General features: G+C 65.2%; 16 protein-coding genes and 1 tRNA gene. 7 read left to right on the top strand and 10 right to left on the bottom strand.

All coding sequences use genetic code 11. The features are described 5' to 3' along the window. Positions 1-38 precede the first annotated feature (38 nt). Both fdxA and M9H71_RS17850 read left to right on the top strand, forming a co-directional pair. Positions 39-377, top strand: coding sequence for a ferredoxin FdxA (gene fdxA / locus M9H71_RS17855; RefSeq protein ID WP_110787188.1), 339 nt, complete (start codon positions 39-41; stop codon positions 375-377). A 240-nt stretch (positions 378-617) separates the two neighbouring features. Next, the gene (locus M9H71_RS17850) at positions 618-1,742 is read left to right on the top strand and encodes a CarD family transcriptional regulator (RefSeq protein WP_455406289.1); all 1,125 of its coding nucleotides are present in this window, start codon (positions 618-620) and stop codon (positions 1,740-1,742) included. A gap of 82 nt (positions 1,743-1,824) precedes the next feature. Here the strand turns inward: M9H71_RS17850 and M9H71_RS17845 are convergent, their stop codons facing one another. Both M9H71_RS17845 and M9H71_RS17840 read right to left on the bottom strand, forming a co-directional pair. After that, positions 1,825-3,330: a M48 family metalloprotease gene (locus M9H71_RS17845; protein WP_455406288.1), complete on the bottom strand. Its 1,506-nt coding sequence runs from the start codon at positions 3,328-3,330 to the stop codon at positions 1,825-1,827. Positions 3,331-3,353: 23 nt separating this feature from the next. After that, a complete protein-coding gene (locus M9H71_RS17840) occupies positions 3,354-4,088 on the bottom strand; it encodes a thermonuclease family protein (RefSeq protein WP_455406287.1) in 735 nt (244 codons plus the stop codon). A 435-nt stretch (positions 4,089-4,523) separates the two neighbouring features. On the opposite strand from M9H71_RS17840, the gene M9H71_RS17835 reads away from it, so the two are divergent. The 3 genes from M9H71_RS17835 to M9H71_RS17825 all read left to right on the top strand — a co-directional run bounded on the left by M9H71_RS17835 (position 4,524) and on the right by M9H71_RS17825 (position 7,463). After that, positions 4,524-5,729, top strand: a complete 1,206-nt coding sequence (locus tag M9H71_RS17835; protein ID WP_455406286.1) for an ABC transporter substrate-binding protein — start codon at positions 4,524-4,526, stop codon at positions 5,727-5,729. A 178-nt stretch (positions 5,730-5,907) separates the two neighbouring features. Continuing rightward, a complete protein-coding gene (locus M9H71_RS17830) occupies positions 5,908-6,696 on the top strand; it encodes an enoyl-CoA hydratase (RefSeq protein WP_455406285.1) in 789 nt (262 codons plus the stop codon). 2 nt (positions 6,697-6,698) lie between these two features. After that, positions 6,699-7,463: a hypothetical protein gene (locus M9H71_RS17825; RefSeq protein WP_455406284.1), complete on the top strand. Its 765-nt coding sequence runs from the start codon at positions 6,699-6,701 to the stop codon at positions 7,461-7,463. Positions 7,464-7,671: 208 nt separating this feature from the next. Here the strand turns inward: M9H71_RS17825 and M9H71_RS17820 are convergent, their stop codons facing one another. Genes M9H71_RS17820 through M9H71_RS17810 form a run of 3 tightly spaced genes read right to left on the bottom strand, consistent with a single transcriptional unit; the run spans position 7,672 to position 10,762 of the window. Next, complete coding sequence (locus M9H71_RS17820; protein WP_263990350.1) at positions 7,672-8,478, bottom strand: enoyl-CoA hydratase/isomerase family protein; 807 nt, start codon at positions 8,476-8,478, stop codon at positions 7,672-7,674. Between the two features lie 32 nt (positions 8,479-8,510). Next, a complete protein-coding gene (locus M9H71_RS17815) occupies positions 8,511-9,671 on the bottom strand; it encodes an acyl-CoA dehydrogenase family protein (protein ID WP_107354018.1) in 1,161 nt (386 codons plus the stop codon). A gap of 26 nt (positions 9,672-9,697) precedes the next feature. After that, complete coding sequence (locus M9H71_RS17810) at positions 9,698-10,762, bottom strand: acyl-CoA dehydrogenase family protein (protein ID WP_455406283.1); 1,065 nt, start codon at positions 10,760-10,762, stop codon at positions 9,698-9,700. A 261-nt stretch (positions 10,763-11,023) separates the two neighbouring features. On the opposite strand from M9H71_RS17810, the gene M9H71_RS17805 reads away from it, so the two are divergent. Next, the gene (locus M9H71_RS17805; protein WP_455406282.1) at positions 11,024-11,806 is read left to right on the top strand and encodes an SDR family NAD(P)-dependent oxidoreductase; all 783 of its coding nucleotides are present in this window, start codon (positions 11,024-11,026) and stop codon (positions 11,804-11,806) included. Between the two features lie 64 nt (positions 11,807-11,870). Here M9H71_RS17805 and M9H71_RS17800 read toward each other — a convergent pair whose 3' ends face one another. From M9H71_RS17800 to M9H71_RS17790, 3 genes are all read right to left on the bottom strand, one after another. Then, a complete protein-coding gene (locus M9H71_RS17800; protein ID WP_455406281.1) occupies positions 11,871-12,155 on the bottom strand; it encodes a GlsB/YeaQ/YmgE family stress response membrane protein in 285 nt (94 codons plus the stop codon). Positions 12,156-12,224: 69 nt separating this feature from the next. Next, positions 12,225-12,785 (bottom strand): YidB family protein, encoded by a 561-nt coding sequence (locus M9H71_RS17795; protein ID WP_455406280.1) that lies wholly within the window; start codon positions 12,783-12,785, stop codon positions 12,225-12,227. A gap of 120 nt (positions 12,786-12,905) precedes the next feature. Continuing rightward, positions 12,906-14,237, bottom strand: a complete 1,332-nt coding sequence (locus tag M9H71_RS17790; protein WP_455406279.1) for a TadE/TadG family type IV pilus assembly protein — start codon at positions 14,235-14,237, stop codon at positions 12,906-12,908. A 216-nt stretch (positions 14,238-14,453) separates the two neighbouring features. Here M9H71_RS17790 and M9H71_RS17785 point away from each other — a divergent pair. After that, a tRNA-Arg gene (locus M9H71_RS17785) sits at positions 14,454-14,530 on the top strand. An 80-nt stretch (positions 14,531-14,610) separates the two neighbouring features. Here M9H71_RS17785 and M9H71_RS17780 read toward each other — a convergent pair. Further along, positions 14,611-15,612 (bottom strand): NADP-dependent oxidoreductase, encoded by a 1,002-nt coding sequence (locus M9H71_RS17780; RefSeq protein WP_455406278.1) that lies wholly within the window; start codon positions 15,610-15,612, stop codon positions 14,611-14,613. Positions 15,613-15,691: 79 nt separating this feature from the next. Beyond that, the gene (locus M9H71_RS17775) at positions 15,692-16,642 is read right to left on the bottom strand and encodes a hypothetical protein (RefSeq protein WP_455406277.1); all 951 of its coding nucleotides are present in this window, start codon (positions 16,640-16,642) and stop codon (positions 15,692-15,694) included. Positions 16,643-16,720 lie beyond the last annotated feature (78 nt).

Below are 16,720 nucleotides of genomic sequence, written 5' to 3'. Positions count from 1 at the left end.
GCAAACACTCAAAATTAGAACCGTTCCGGAGCGTTGGGATGACTTACGTCGTCACTGAAAACTGCATCAAGTGCAAATACACCGACTGCGTTGAAGTCTGCCCCGTGGATTGTTTCTACGAAGGCGACAACATGCTGGTCATCCATCCGGACGAATGCATCGACTGCGGCGTGTGTGAGCCGGAATGCCCGGCCGAGGCGATCAAGCCGGACACCGAGCCGGGCCTCGAGAAGTGGCTGGCGCTGAATTCGGAATACGCCAAGACTTGGCCGAACCTGACCCAGAAGAAGGACGCTCCTGCGGACGCCAAGGAGTTCGACGGTCAGGCAGGCAAGTTCGACAAGTACTTCTCTGCGGAGCCGGGTTCGGGCGACTGAACCGAAGTCTGCTGTAGGTCTTGAGAGGCCGGCGCAGCCGGCCGACCAGCTTAACCCTGTTGACGAGATGCGCCCCGGAGCACCGCTCCGAATGGGCTGGAATCGTCATAAATCATTGATTTTTGCGGGAAATGTGCTATATTTAGCACATTCGTCAACTCCGGCATGCCGTTTTGCGGCCGGGAGAGGGTTCCCCGTCAAAAGCAACGAACAGGGGCGTGGCGGTTCCACGCGCAGGCTGTGTCACAGAAAACGCGTAAAACGAGTGTTTCTTCAAAGGGTGCCAAGCAGGCATCTGCGGCCAGCCGCGGAGCCACAAAGAGCCGTTCGAAGGCTTCTGTCAAGGACACCCGGACAGCCGCCAAAGCGACCGCCGCAAAGGCTTCTGTTTCCAAGACCCAGACCAAGGCGGGCGCCGGCAAGGCGAGCGCCACCAAACACGCTACCGCAAAGGGGTCTGCTGCAAAGGCTTCGGCCTCCAAAGCTCCGGCCTTCAAGTCCTCGAAAATTAAAAGAAGTGAAATGCCAACCAAGTCTGCGAAAACTCCCGCCAAGCCGGCGACCTCCAAGCCCGCCGCAGCAACCAAGCCGGCGGCGAAGCCTGCCAAGGCTGCCGTCGCTCCGAAGGCGGAGGTGAAGGCCGAGGTCAGGACCGAGGTGAAGGCGCCGGTTGCCAAGGCGCCGGTCAAGCCGGAAGTGAAGCAGCCGGTGGCGGCGTCCAAGCCGGCGGCTCCTGCGCCGGCGCGCGTCGAGGAGCCGAAGAAGGCCGTGACCCAGCGTCAGGGCTTCAAGGCCAACGAGTTCGTGGTCTATCCGGCTCACGGCGTCGGCCAGATTCTCGCGATCGAGGAGCAGGAAATCGCGGGCGCCAAGCTCGAGCTGTTCGTCATCAACTTCATCAAGGACAAGATGACGCTGCGCGTGCCCACCGCGAAGGTCGGCAATGTCGGCATGCGCAAGCTGTCCGATCCGGCACTGGTGAAGAAGGCGCTGGAGACGCTGAAGGGCCGTGCTCGCGTCAAGCGCACGATGTGGTCGCGTCGCGCGCAGGAGTACGAAGCGAAGATCAACTCGGGCGACATCGTCGCGATCGCCGAGGTGGTCCGCGATCTGTATCGCTCGGAATCGCAGCCGGAGCAGTCCTACAGCGAACGTCAGCTTTATGAAGCCGCGCTCGACCGTCTGTCGCGCGAGATCGCGGTGGTGCAGCACATCACCGAGACCGAAGCCGTCAAGGAAGTCGAGAGCCAGCTCGCCAAGAGCCCGCGCCGCGGCGCCAAGGCCGAGGCGGAAAGCGATGCCGAGGCCGATACGGATGCCGACGGCGATTCCGACGACGAGGCGGTGACCGACGAGGCCGCGTAAGCGATCATCTTCGGTTCGTGAGATCTTAGGCCCGGCTACCCAGCCGGGCCTTTTTCGTGGGCGCAACCCCGCCCTCGTGGGCTCAATCGACGACGATCTTCACCAGCTCGCGCGGCTTGACCTGGGCGTGAGCGTCGAGACCGTTCAGCACCCGGAAACGCTCGAGCGGCCGGTCGACGCCGGACATCCGATGCGACAGCGATTCGACGGTGTCGCCGGGCTGCACAGTGATCACCTTGATGCGCAGCGGTCGCGCCGCCTGGATTTCGTCGAGCGACAGCCGCCGGAACGAATTCACCGTGTCGCGGGCATTGCGGTCGCTTTCGGCGGAGCGCTGCCGGGTCGCGAAGATGAAGCGATAGACGTCGCTGCCGAACCGCAACGCGTACACCCTGAATTGCCATTGCTCGCCGCGCGCCGTCACCGACGCGGCTGGAAAACCGTTGACGGTCAGCTCTTCGGTCGAACTCTTGTCGACGTTCTCCATCCAGCCGGAATTCAGATAATCGGCGAGCGACTGCTCCGCCGGCACCCGAACGACGTCGAACCGCATCGCCTGATTGCCGCCTTCGCGCAGTCCGATCACCGCTTGGGCCGTGTTATCGAGCGTGAACGAGTCCGGCACCTGGAAGGTAAAGCCGAGCTTGGGATGCAGGAAGCGTCGGCCGCGGACGAAGCCTTCGCTCGGGTCCTCGCCATAGACGAGGTTGTCGATCGCGTTGAGGTAGGTTTCGCGGTCGCGCTCGCCGCGTTCGCCGCGCCAGCCGCCTTGCGGAGCGGTGTATTGCCGGGCGTTGTTCTGTGCGTTGGCGACCCGTTCCGGCGTCGCCGGATGCGACGACAGAAAGTCGGTGCGTCCATCGCTGGTGCCACGATTGGCTTTCAGCGCCGCGTTGCGCTCCATCGCGGTCAGGAATCGCGCCGCGCCGTAGGGATCGAACTGCGCCCGCGCCGAGATGCCGATGCCGATGCCGTCGGCCTCCAGCTCCTGCTGCCGCGAGAAGCTCGCCATCGACAGCTTGGTTTTGGCCAGCGCCAACGCGGTCATGCCGGGGTCGTTGCCCATGTCGGTGACCACGCGCGCCACCAGCGCCGCCTGCCGCGCCTGGTCCTCGCGGATCGCGGCGTGCTTGGCGAGGACATGGGCCATCTCGTGCGACAGCACCGACGACAATTCGGACGTATCGGTGGCGAGCGCGATCAGGCCGCGGGTGACGTAGAGCTGTCCGGTCGGCAGCGCAAAGGCGTTGACGGCGCCGGAATTCAGGATGGTCACCTTGTAGGCGAGGTCCGGACGGTCCGAGGCTGCGACCAGCCGGTCGACGATGCCGGAGATCAACGCTTCCAGCTTGGGATCGTCATAGGCGCCCCCATAGGTCGCCAGAATGCGCTCGTGCTCGCGTTCCGCCGCGGGCGACTGCACCGCCGGGCGCACGGGCTTGGCCGCTGGCACCGCCGCAACCGGCCCGGTCTCGAACCGGCTCGGGTCGCCGCACCCCGAAAGCACCAGCGCAGCGCTCAGCAGCAGCCACGCCGCTACCGGGCGGCGGCCCTTTCGGAAGTTGCGCCGTGCTTCACCGCAATTCACGCGACAGCTCTCTTTCGGGCCCTTCAGTCCCCGCCCGCCCGTTCCATCTGCGCCAGATCGCGCACGACGATAACCGGCCCGGCTCTGTTCTCGATCCAGCCACGCACCCGAATTCGTTGTCCTGTCAGAGACTTGAGTGCGAGCCCGGCGGCCTCGATCGCCCCCGCGATACGTCTTGAAATAGTCACCGCGAAGCCACGAGTCCAGCGACCGGAGAAGTTCAGATACACCGTCGAACCGACCTCCCGCACCGACACTACCCGGCCCTCGACCACGGTGAATCGCCCCGTCCGAGCCACCATATCGCCCGAATTTGCGGCGTTTTTTATGACGCTCCCCTTCACCCAGATACCGGACGCTGCCGCCCGCGCGGCAGCTTCGACGGCCAGCAATTCCTTCCGGCAATCCGCCGGCACGCGGTCAATGCCGACCAGAGCACGGCCTTCGGCCAACAGCCGGCGCTGCACGAGATCGCTGCCGGGCTCCATCGCCACAAAAGCCCATTGCCGCCCATAGCGGTCCGGCACGTCGTCGGCGCCGTGCAGCACGACCCGGCGCCCGAGCGTCAGCGACGTCAGCAACGCCACTGCGGCCGCCGGTTGTTCGCCAGCCGATTCGATTCCGGCGAGCCGGACTTCTGCGCCGTCAGCAAGCCGCAGCGTTCGCCCATCGACCACCGCCGTGACCACGCCCTCGCCCTGCACCGGCAGTTCGGTGCAGCCCGCTGCAGCGGCGCGATCGAACTGCGCCAGTACCACAGCGCCGCCGCAGATCGCGGCCAGCCACCGAGCGCTGTCTCGCCAGAATGCCATCAAGCCCGCCGTGTCGATTCGGATTGCCGCCACTAAGCAAGACTAGCTGTCGGACTGATTGTGGCGAAGTGAAATACACCTCGACTCTCGCCATAAAGTTCGGAGCCGTATTCGGGGACTCGCGCGCGATGCGCGGCATGCAACGTGTGACGCACTTTGACGTCGCACTGATTGCAGACAGGCTCGGATTGCACTTCACTAACTAAGCGTCGGTCGAGTGGACCGAGCACCGTGTGGCCACACGCTACGAGGCGGCACAGCAGTCCATTCCATCACTCGGAAAAACCGCATTGCTTGCCGCACGACAAACGATGCGGCATGATCGCGCGCAATCAAAAATGGCGTCGTGATTACAATCGGCGCTCGTCAGGGGAGAACGTCTTGAAGCCATTCCGCACAGCTCTACTCGCATGTCTGTCGATCGCGGCAATCACGGCCGCGAACGCGCAGACGCAGCCGCCGCTGAAGCTCGGCGCGATCCTCGACATGTCGGGCCTCTATGCCGACATCACCGGAACGGGCAGCGAGACTGCGGCCAAGATGGCCGCGGAAGACTTCGGCGGCACGGTGCTCGGCCGCAAGATCGAGATCATCGCCGCCGATCATCTTAACAAGGCCGACAACGCCGCCAACATCGCGCGCGACATGCTCGACAATCAGGGTGTCGAAGCGATCATCGACGTCGCCGCCTCGGCAACGGCCCTCGCCGCCGGCGAGATCGCCAAGGCCCGCAACAAGATCATCATGTTCTCCGGCCCGGGCTCGATCCGGCTCAGCAACGAAGCCTGCGGCCCCTACACGGTGCACTACGTGTTCGACACCTTCGCGCAGGCCAACACCACCGGCCTTGCCGCGGTGAAGCAGGGACTCGACACCTGGTTCTTCCTGTCGGCCGACTACGCGTTCGGCCAGGATCTCGAGCGCGACACCACCAACGTCATCAAGGCGTCGGGCGGCAAGGTGCTGGGCAGCGTCAAGCATCCGCTCAACACCTCCGACTTCTCCTCATTCCTGCTGCAGGCGCAAAGCTCGAAGGCGAAGGTGATCGGCCTTGCCAATGCCGGCGGCGACACGATCACTGCGATCAAGCAGGGCGCCGAATTCGGCATCACCAAGGGCGGACAGAAGATCTCGCCGCTGCTCGCCTTCATCTCCGACATCGACAGCGTCGGGCTGGAGACCGCACAGGGTCTGATCCTGGCGGAAGCGTTCTATTGGGACTTGAACGACGAGACCCGCGCGTTCTCCAAGCGTTTCATGGAGCGCACCAAGCGAATGCCGACCTCGGCGCAGGCGGGCCTGTACTCCGAAACGATGCACTATCTGCAGGCAGTCAAGGCGGCCGGCACGACCGACGCGGCCGCGGTGACCAAGAAGATGAAGGAAATGCCGATCAACGACTTCTTCGCCAAGAACGGCAAGATCCGTGAGGATGGCCGGATGGTGCATGACATGTACCTGTTCGAGGTCAAGAAGCCGTCGGAATCGAAGGGCCGCTGGGACTACTACAAGCTGCTCGCGACGGTGCCGGGCGATCAGGCGTTCCAGTCGCTCGCCGATTCCCGCTGCCCGCTGGTGAAGAAGTAGCCCGATCAACACCGTCATTGCGAGGAGCGCGGCGACGAAGCAATCCAGCTCAGTGCACGGCGCTGGATTGCTTCGCCTTCGGCTCGCAATGACGGACTACCCATACTCCGAGACGGCGCCGAGACGCGCGTCATCCAGACAGTCGCTGGGGCACAACGAACAACAACAAGGATCCGCCATGACCGACATCGTCCTGCAAGATCTCGACCGCGGCCTGCTCACCATCACGATGAACCGTCCCGATCGGCGCAACGCGCTCAATCAGGACATGATCCGTGGCCTGGTCGAGGCGGCGCATCGCGCCAAGGACGATCCGGAGGTGCGGGCGGTGCTGCTGAAGGGCGCCGGCGGCACGTTCTGCGTCGGCGGTGACGTCAAGTCGATGGCGGCGGCGGGCGCCCCGCCGCCGCTCGAACAGAAGGTGGCGAACCTGCGCCGCGGCATGGAGGTGTCTCGCATCCTGCATCAGATGCCCAAGCCGGTGGTAGCGCAGATCGACGGCGCGGCGGCCGGCGCTGGCCTGTCGATGGCGCTGGCCTGCGATCTGCGGGTGGCGGGCGCCTCGGCCAAGATCACCACCGCCTTCGCCAAGGTCGGTCTCTCCGGTGACTTCGGCGGCACCTACTTCCTGACGCATCTGATCGGCGCCGCCAAAGCGCGCGAGCTGTATCTGACCTCGCCGGTGTTGACGGCCGAGCAGGCGCAGGCGCTCGGCATCGTCAGCCGCGTAGTCCCCAACGCCGAAGTCGAATCCGCCACGCGCGAGCTTGCGCTGTCGCTGGCGCAAGGCCCGACCGTGACGCTCGGCTACATCAAGACCAACATCAACAACGCCGAAACCCTGTCGCTCGAAGCCTGCTTCGACGCCGAAGCGCTGCATCACTCGCGCTGCGCCGAGACCGCGGACCACAAGGAAGCCGCCGCCGCCTTCGTCGAGAAGCGCGCGCCGGTGTTTCAGGGCCGCTGACGATGGCGCCGTTCCTCCGCCTGCGCCAGATCTGCCTCGTTACTGAGCCGATCGAACCCGCCGCCTCGCGCGTCGCAACGATCCTCGGGCTGAACATCTGCTACCGCGATCCCCACGTTGGCAAATATGGCCTCGAGAACGTGCTGTTGCCGGTCGACGCGACGCTCTTGGAAATCGTTGCACCGACCCAGCCGGGCACCGCGGCGGGCCGCTTCCTGGAGAAGACCCAAGGCCGCGGCGGCTACATGGCGATCTTCTGTTGCGACGATCCCGATGCCCGCGGCCGCCACGCCGCAAGCCTCGGCGTGCGCACCGCCAATGTGATCGACCATGCGCCGTATCACGGCGTCCAGCTCCACCCGCGCGACTGCCGCGCCGCCTTCATCGAGCTCAACCACACCGCAGGCAGCGACAACATTCGCGGGCCCTACCCGCCGGCGGGTCCGGATTGGGCCAAGGCGATCCGCACCGACACCACGCAGGCGCTGACCGCAGTCGAGATGCAAAGCCCCGATTCGGCCGATCTCGCCGCGCATTGGGGCCGGATTCTCGAACTGCCGGTGAAAACGGATGCAGATGGCGTCGCCGAACTGCGCCTGCCGAACGCCACGTTCCGGTTCGTGCAGGGCGCCAGCGAAGCAATGACGGCGCTGACGTTCAAGGTGGCGGATGCGGAGAAGGTTCGCGCAGCTGCACAGGCGGAGGGCGTGCCGCTCACCGCCAACGGCTTCAGCCTGGCAGGCGTCGAGTTCAGGCTGACCAACTAACAACCTGCATGGCCTCATCCTGAGGAGCCCGGCTAAGCCGGGCGTCTCGAAGGATGGCTGCAAGCACGCCGTGCACCACAACCTCATGGTTCGAGACGGCGCTACGCGCCTCCTCACCATGAGGGCCGATGACTTGGAGGAACAACTTCGGGATTCCGGGTTCACGCGCTGGCGCGCGTGCCCCGGAATGACGTGCCAATGAGCAAAGTTAGCGTCCCTTGAAATGCGCGACGCGGCGCTCTTCAGTGGCTTTGACGCCTTCCTTGAAGTCTTCGGTGGCGCGCAGGCGGGTCTGTTCGGCGAGTTCGTGCTTGGTGGCCGCCATCACCCGGTCCGCGAGGTTCGCGCGCATTGTGGCGCGGGTCGACAACAGGCCGAGCGGCGAGCATTCGGCGATCTCGCGCGCCAGCTTCAGCGCGCCGCTGCGCACCTCGTTGATCGGCACCAGCACGTTGGCGAGGCCCATCTGCACCGCTTCTTCGCCGGTGACGCGGCGCGAGGTGTAGAACATCAGCTCGGCGTTGTTCTTGCCGATCAGCTCCGGCAGCGTCACGGTGAGGCCGAAGCCGGGATGGAAACCGAGCTTGGTGAAGTTGGCCGAGAACCGTGCCTCGGCGCAGGTGACGCGGAAGTCGGCCGACACCGCGAGGCCGAGTCCGCCGCCGATCGCGGCGCCATGAACCGCCGCGATGATCGGCTTCTTGGCGCGGAAGATCCGCACCGCCTCGTAGTACAGATGACCGATCTCGCCGAGGCTGTCGGCCGGATCGCCCTTCGCTGCGGCCGGGTCGGCTTCCTGCCGGGCCGGATCACCGAAATTGGCGCCGGCGCAGAACGCCTTGCCCTGCGCCGCCAGCACGGTGGCGCGCACTTGCGGATCGGCGTCGATCTCATCCAGCGCGTTGGCGATCTGCCGGATCAGCGAGATGTCGAAGAAGTTCAGCGGCGGCCGCTGGATTTCGATGGTGGCGACGTGGCCGGTCTTCTCGACCGCGATATCGGTGTAGCTGCTCATGATTGTCCTCGATCGTTCGATGCGCGCCGGCGTCAGCGCAGGCCGAGCCCGCGGGCGATGATGCCGCGCAGCACCTCGGTGGTACCCCCCTGGATGGTGAGCTTCGGCGCCAGCTTGGTGGCGAACGCCGTCAGCTCGTCGAGCGTGGCATGATTCGATGCCTCGCCGTCGACAAAGGCGGCGAGTTCACGCACCCGGTGCGGCAGTTGCTGCTCCCAGATCGTGCCGATGTCCTTGACGATCGAGGCCTCCACCACCGGCTCCTTGCCGGCCTGCAGCATGCCGGCGACCGACACCGACATCCGCCGCATGGTGTGCAGTTGCGCCACCAGCCGGCCGATGCCCTCGGCGCCGCGGGTGTCCGGATCGGGACCGAGCGCGCGCACCAGTTCGGTGAGCACGTAGTAGGTCTCGAGGAAGCGTTCCGGCCCCGACCGCTCATAGGCGAGTTCGGACGTCGCCTGTTTCCAGGCGCCGTCGACCTCGCCGAGCAGATGATCGTCCGGCACGAACACGTCGGTGAACACCACCTCGTTGAATTCGTACTGACCGGTGATCTGCGCGATCGGGTTCACCTTGATGCCGGGCGACTTCATGTCGACCAGGAATTGAGTGAGCCCGTGGCGGCGGTTTTCCTTGGTCGGCGGCGAGGTGCGGAAGATCGCGATCATGTAGTCGGCGATGTGCGCCGAGGTGGTCCAGATCTTCGAGCCGTTGATCAGATAGCCGCCGTCGGTCTTGGTCGCCTTGGTCTTGGCGGCGAACAGGTCGGAGCCGGAATTCGGCTCGCTCATGCCGATCGCAAAGCACAGTTCGCCGCGGCAGATCCGCGGCAGGATGTCCATCTTGATGTGTTCGGGCGCGTATTTCAGCAGCACCGGGCCGCTCTGGCGATCGGCCACGAAGAAGCGCCGGGTCGGCGCATTGGCGATGCGCATTTCTTCGGTGACGACGTAGCGCTCCAGAAAGGTGCGCTCGTGGCCGCCGTATTGCTTCGGCCAGGTCATCCCGAGCCAGCCGCGTTCCCCGACGCGGCGGGAGAACTCAGGCGCGTCGGAATCTTCGCGCTGCGGCTTGTGCGGATCGAAGGTGCCGGCGGCGATTTCCTCGGCGAGGAAGGCGCGGACTTCCTTGCGCAGCTCTTCACAGACGGGCGGCAGGCGAATCGGATCGAAACGGAGGGCGGCGGTCATCGCATAATCTCGCTACGTTGAGGCGGTCAGCGCGAAGCGACCAGCGGCCACAAATCATCGGCACCACGCTTGGCCACCATGCGGCCGAGCTCGACCGCCCAATGGCTCTCGTTGCCGAAATCGTCGCGCCAGGCGAGCGCGCGCAGGCTGAATCGATGCAGGACGTGCTCGGCCGTGAAGCCGATCGCACCGTGCACCTGATGGGCGATCGCCGCGCCCTTCTCGGCCGCCTCGGCGCAACGGATCTTGGCCGCGGCGGCTTCGAGAAACAGCGCGTCATCGAAGCCATCGGCGCTGCTGATCGCGTCGGCCGCGGAGGTCGCGGCCGCGAGTGCAGCCGAGGTCTCGCCGGCGAGCTTTGCCAGATTGTGCTGCACCGCCTGGAATTTGCCGATCTTCTTTTCGAACGCGACGCGCTCGTTGGCGTAAGTCACGCTGCGGTCGAGCAGCGTTTCCAGCGCGCCGGCGATTTGCAGGCTGCGCGCGACGGCGCCCATCAGCAGCAAAGAGGTCTGATCCAGCCCCTCAGGCGCGGGCGCCGTGGCGATCGGCGCGACCTTGTCCAAAGTAACGACGTCCGACGCATCACCGCCGACGCCGAGACCTTTGTCGATCCGGCAGGCCGATGCCGGCACCAGCGCGATCGTTGCGCCGGCGGCGCTTTGCGCCAGCACGGCGATGTGCTGCGCGCCTTGCGCGAACGGCACGCTGCGCGCGCGGCCCGACAACTTGCCGTCCGCATCCAGCGCAATGCGGTCTTTCGGATGAGCCGGCGCGATCGTCATCGCGCCTTCGGGCGCCGCGATCTTGCCCTGGGCGAGCAGCCAGCCGGCCAGCATGGTTTCGGCGAGCGGCACCGCGAGGCCGGCGCGGCCGGCGGCGTTGAGGACGCCGAAGCCTTCGGCAACGCTGGCGCCCGAGCCACCGAACTCCTCCGGCACCCAGGACAGCAGCAGCCCGGACTCGCTCAGCGCCTGCCACAGCGGCGCCTTCCAGGTCTCGGCTTTGTCGGCATTGATGGTTTGCGCATCGGCGAGGTCGGCGAAGATCTTCTCCGCAGTCTCGACGACGATGTTGTCAGTCTCCGTCACGGCGTTTCCCGGTTGCGCACTCAGCACCCGGCGGATCGCCAAGCATGCGTGCTGGTCTTGTTGTTGCGCGGCATGATGCTGAAAAGCCGATACGAAGACAAGCGCGGCCGGCACGGGGCGGACTGCGCAGCGGACATGGTCGAAACCGACGAACGCGACAGACTTATTCCGCATCATGGGTTTTGCCGGCTTGCCCTCGATGTCGCAGCCGATATGGTGGCGGCCACGCGGCGAAGCCGGTTCGATGCAGAGGGAGTGAAGATGTCGGAAGGACTGAACGTAATCGTCACCGGGTCGGCTTCGGGGCTCGGCGCCGCCACCGCCAAGATCCTGGCGAAAGACGGCGCACGATTGGTGATCAACTACGCATCGAGCAAAGACGACGCAGAAAAGACCGCCGAAGAGTGCCGCAAGCTCGGCGCCGCCGAGGTGATCGTGGTGCAGGGCGACGTCTCCAAGGACGACGACTGCAAACGAATCGTCGAAGCCGCGGCGGGTTGGGGCAAGCTCGACGCCCTGGTGAACAATGCCGGCACCACCAAGCATGTCGCGCATCATCTGCTCGATCAGTTGTCGGCCGATGATTTCCAGCGGATCTATGCGATCAATACGATCGGCCCGTATCAGATGGTTCGCGCGGCGCGCGAACTGCTGGTCGCCGGCGCCAAGGCGGCGGGGCGCGCCTCTGCGGTGGTCAACGTCTCGTCGGTCGCAGGGATCAGCGGTATCGGCTCGTCGATCGCCTATGCGGCCAGCAAGGGCGCGCTGAACACCATGACGCTGTCGCTGTCGCGCGCACTGGCGCCGAACATCCGGGTCAACGCGATCTGCCCCGGCTACATCGACACGCCGTGGTTCACCAAGGGCCGCGGCGCGGAGGAGGCCAAGCAGGTACGCGACATGGTGGTGTCGCGCGTGCCGCTGAAGATTGCCTCCAGCGCCGAAGACATCGCCGAGTTGGCGTGCTTTCTGGCGACGCCAAAGTCCAGCAGCATGACCGGCGAGCTGGTCCGGATGGACGCGGGGATGCATCTGGCGGGCTGATCACGCTTCGACTCGAAACGACAGCGGCCCGGAAAACCGGGCCGCTCCGTGTTATCGCAGATCGTTACGGATACCGATTGCCGGGGTCGGAAATCACCCGCCGCGCCACCAGCCTGTTCCAGATGAACAGCACCGCCACCGCTCCGATCGTCGCAGTGATGAACCCAGCGCCCTGATTGGGACCGTAGTGTCCGATCATCTGCCCGACCGCGGTGGCGAGAAAAGCGCCGGCAATGCCAAGCACCGTGGTGAGAATGAAGCCTTGCGGATTGTTGGGTCCCGGCGACAACACCCGCGCGATGATTCCGGCAACGAAGCCGACCAGCAAAATCCAGAGTAAGCCGCTCATACCCGGTGTCCTTTCTCGAGGTCCTTCCGACCGCTCAGTCTCGAAGGGCAACAACTCGGTCGTGGCCGATCAGATCCAGCGCGAGGCTTCGTCGTCGGTCGGCAGCCGGCCGTCCGGCGTGAGCTGGTCGACGACGTCAGGCAGGTAACGGCTGAGGCCGTCGAGCAGCTCGTCGCGGGACATACCGGTCTGATGTGTCATCAGATCGATCTGATCGGCGCCGAGCGCGTTGGCGAGATCGTTCGGGCCGATCTGCTGATTCGGACCGGGGCCGACCCAGGAATTGGCCGCATCACCGAGCCCGTTGTGCTGAAATTGCCGAAGCAGGTCGCCGAGGCCGCCCGACAGCACGCTGCCGGCAGCGCCACCGAGAACCAAGCCGCCGAGGCCACCTTTGAGGAGGTCGCCCCAACCGCCGCCGGTATTCGACGACGGTGCCGGCGTTGGCATCGGGCGCGGCTGATTGACCGGCGCCTGCTGCTGGCCGCCGGTCATGTGCTTGTAGGCCTTCCACGCCAGCAGCGCGAGAATCGCCATGGTGAACTTGGACATGCCGCCGCTTTGGTCCTGCGGATCGGCCGGGCCCCGAGGGCCGTTCTGCATGCCGTTGAGGATGTCGAGCAAACCCATCGAGACCTCCTGAGTGGTGCCGGCGCAGCGCGTCGGCCGGCATCACAACGTAGGAAGGGCCGATCGGGTTTCCAAGGCGAGCCCGGCGATCGCACGCGACCAAAAAAATGCACCAGCCGCTCAACTGGTGATGCGCGCGTCGGCGACAGCCTTCTTGAACAACGCGTCCATCGCCTCGGCGATGCCCTGCGTCGGACTGACCTCGAAGTAGAAGCCAGGCGACGCACAGGCTTGCATTTTCTGGGCGATCTCGCTGTTCGGCGACGGTCCATAAGGACCGGCGTTGAACGGTGCGATCCACTGCTTGTACCAGCCGTTGCTCGGCAGATCGAGGTAGGTGGTGTAGAGCACCGCAACCTTGATCCCACGGTCCTTGAGCGCCTGGCACAGCCGCGGATTGATCGGCGATTGGCAACGGTTGCCGGTCTTCGGCTTCAGGCAGCCCGGATTGTACTCGTCGGCGACGCCGTCGGAGACGAAGAACAGATATTTCATCGGCGCATCGACGCTGCCAGGACCGGGCGTGCTGATCATCGTGTCGATCGCCGGCAAGATGGTGGTGAATTGAGTGTCCTGGTCGTTGTTGTCGTTCTGCCCCTTCACCGACATCAGATCGATCGCTCCGGCAGCCGTCTTGGCGCTCGACAGGCTCGCCGACAGCGCGAACAGGTTGCGCAAGCCGGCGGTGTGCGCCGAGGCGCCGAAGTCGTAGATCGCCATTCGGAACTGGTTCGAGTAGGTCGCGGTCGAGGCGGCCGTGTCCATGAGTTGTTGTGTGGCGCTGCGCAGCACGTCGATCCGAGTGGTGATGCCGAGCGACTTCGCCAGATTGTAGTAGTTGTTCTTGTTATTGACGTCGTGGCAGGCGAACGCACAGTGATCGTCGGACGATTTGTTGGCGGTCGCCGACACCATCGCGGCGACGTCGGCCGGCGTGGCGCCGACCCCCATCGACGGCGAATTGTCGAGCAGCAGATAGAAGTCGATGTACTTCGGCATGGTGGCGCTGGCCGTCGAAGTGCCGCCGACGGTCATGCTGGGAATGCCGACCACCTTCATGAACATCGTGGAGATCTGCGCGGAGAACGTGACCTTGGAGGTGACGACATCGGCCACCTTGCTCACCGTCGCCGACACGTTGCCGAGCGTATATCCGGTCTCACCGCTCAGATTGCCGTTGAAGATCCGCAGCGCATCGTCGGAGCCCGATGTGATCACCCCGTCGGTCGGCATCGACCCGGCCGCCACATAGGCCGGCGCCGTCCTTGACACCGCACCGACCGACGCAGCATCGGCCGCAGCCTGAAGCTTGCTGCGCAGCGCGCTGGCGCGGCTGTAATCGACCGCGCAACCGACGGCCGAAATCAGCGGGATCAGCACAATCGCAAAGATCACCGCGATGTTGCCCCGCCGGTCGCGACTAAAGCGAGCTATCGATCCCGAGAACGCCATGAGAACGCCCGACTGAAACTGCCGGACCGAGAGCGTAGCCGGAGGCGCCTAAGCAAGATTTAAAGTCAGCACCAAAACACCCCACAGAACGTCAGCCGGCTTCCCGCACCCCGCCGGAGTGCCCGGCAGGGCCATGGATGCCGACTTCCGGGTGGCGATCGGACGGTCGCTCTGCTATGGGAGGCTCGTGCTCGCGGCTCTGATCCGCAGCCGGACGGTCCCGTAGCTCAGCCGGATAGAGCGGCGGTTTCCTAAACCGTAGGTCGGAAGTTCGAGTCTTCCCGGGATCGCCAGCTTCACCCTTGCCGCCCATGGAACGTGGCTGGCCGGGACAAGCCCGGCCAGTTTTCCTGTGCGGCCAAGCCGGCTCAGCTCACACCCGCACCATCCGTTTGCCACGGTTCTCGCCGGCCAGCAGACCGATCAGCGCGGCGGGGGTGTTTTCCAGGCCGTCGATGACGTCCTCCTGGACCTTGAGCTTACCGCTCGCGACCCATTCCTGCATCTTGGCGACCGCTTCGTCGCGCTGATCCATGTAGTCCATCACGATGAAGCCCTGCATGATCAGCCGCTTCACCACGATCAGTCCGGGGATGCCGCGCGGGCCGGTGGCCGAGGGGGTGCGGTCGTATTGCGAGACCGCGCCGCAGCAGGCGATCCGGCCCTTCAGGTTCATCTGCGGCAGGCAGGCTTCGAGAATGTCGCCGCCGACATTGTCGAAATACACGTCGATGCCGTTCGGCGCGGCGGCCCGCAGCGCCTTGAACAGCGCGCCGTCCTTGTAGTCGACCGCCGCATCGAAGCCGAGTTCGTTGACCAGCCAGTCGCACTTCTGTTTGCCGCCGGCGATGCCGACGACGCGGCAGCCCTTGATCTTCGCGATTTGCCCGACGATCGAGCCGACCGATCCCGCGGCGGCCGACACCACCACGGTTTCGCCGGCGCGCGGCTTACCGATGTCGAGCAGGCCGAAGTAAGCGGTCAGGCCGGCGATGCCGTAGACGCTGAGCAGATGCGTCATCGGCTCGACCTTCGGCAGCTTGGCGAGATGCTTGGCGGGCAGCGCCGCATAGTCCTGCCAGCCGGTATCGGCGAACACGAGATCGCCGGCGGACAGCCCCGGCGCTTTTGAGCTCACCACCTCGGCGACGCTGCCGCCCGGCATCACGCTGTCGGTCTCGACCGCGGCCCGATAGGTGGCGCCCTGCATCCAGGCACGGTTGGCGGCATCGAGCGAGATGTAGCGGACCTTGACCAGCGCCTCGCCGTCCTTCGGTTCCGGCATCGGCGATTCCGCCAGACGGAAATGCTCCAGGCCGAGTTTCTCCTTCGGCTTCTCGATCAGCAGGATCTGGCGGTTGATGGTCGCGGTCATGAGTTTCCTTCGTGTCTGATGAACATGCGGATGCGGCGCGATCTTAGTCGATCCGCAGCGAAAGGAAATCTGCGGCGCGTCAGGCCGGTAGCGCCTGCATCACGCGATCGAGCGCGCGGCTGTAGACCTGCTCGGCAATGCCCGGAAACCGCCGACTGAGCGATTCGATCATCACGCCGGAGTTGATCTCGAGCACCTGCGGGCCATGAACGGTCCAGACCACATCGACTGCACCGAAGCTGAGTCCGATCGCGCGGGCCGCCTCCGCGGCAAGCGTCACGCAGGCGTCGCGCAGCGCCCCATCGTCGATCAGTTCCGGCACCGCACCGAATTCAAGATTGTGCCGCCAATCGAGCGGGATCCGTGTGCCAGCCGGCACGATTGCATCCAGCGCAACGTGTCCCGCCGGCAGGTTTGACAGCACGGCGCCGAGACGGTCTGCAGGGACCGCATCGAGCAGAAGCTGCAGGAGGCTGCGCACGCCATCGCCGGTGATCGCCGGCCGCTTCTTCTCGTAGACCACCAGCGGCGCCCGATCGAGCAGGATGACGCGGACTTCGCGGGCGATGTCGAAATACGGCGCGATCGCCAGATTCTGGTTAGCGGCCAAGATGGCGGTCGCGGCGCGCTCGAGCTCGAGCTCGGTGGTCGCTTTGAAGACCAGATGTCCGCAGGTGCCTTCGTTCGGCTTCAGCACGAGTCCTGCGGGATTGGCACGCAGCATCTCGAGCATTGCCGACCAGTGGCCGCTGCTCGGTACGTATTTGAAGTGCTCGTGATTCATGAACAGCCGGTGCGGCACGCAGGCCATGCCGGCCGCGGCGAGGATATCGGCGGTCGCCGCCTTGTCATTGGCGAGGCGGTGCGTGACCGAGCTGTTCAGCCCGAAATCATACCCATAGATAAAATGCCGGGCGTCGCCTTTGCTCAGCACGATCAACCAGCCGTCGAGCCCGAGCGTGACGCCGACGCCGCGCGCACCGCAATAGTCTTTGACGATCCGGACGATCACGCGGTCGGCATATTGCATCGGGACTCTCGTCAACAGGCAGTGACCGGCGCGGTCATCCCCGGCCGGCGGGCGCGGTGGGATCGCTTTGCGACGGCG

Source organism: Rhodopseudomonas parapalustris (assembly GCF_053772255.1).
This window is presented reverse-complemented; position numbering and strand designations above follow the sequence as displayed.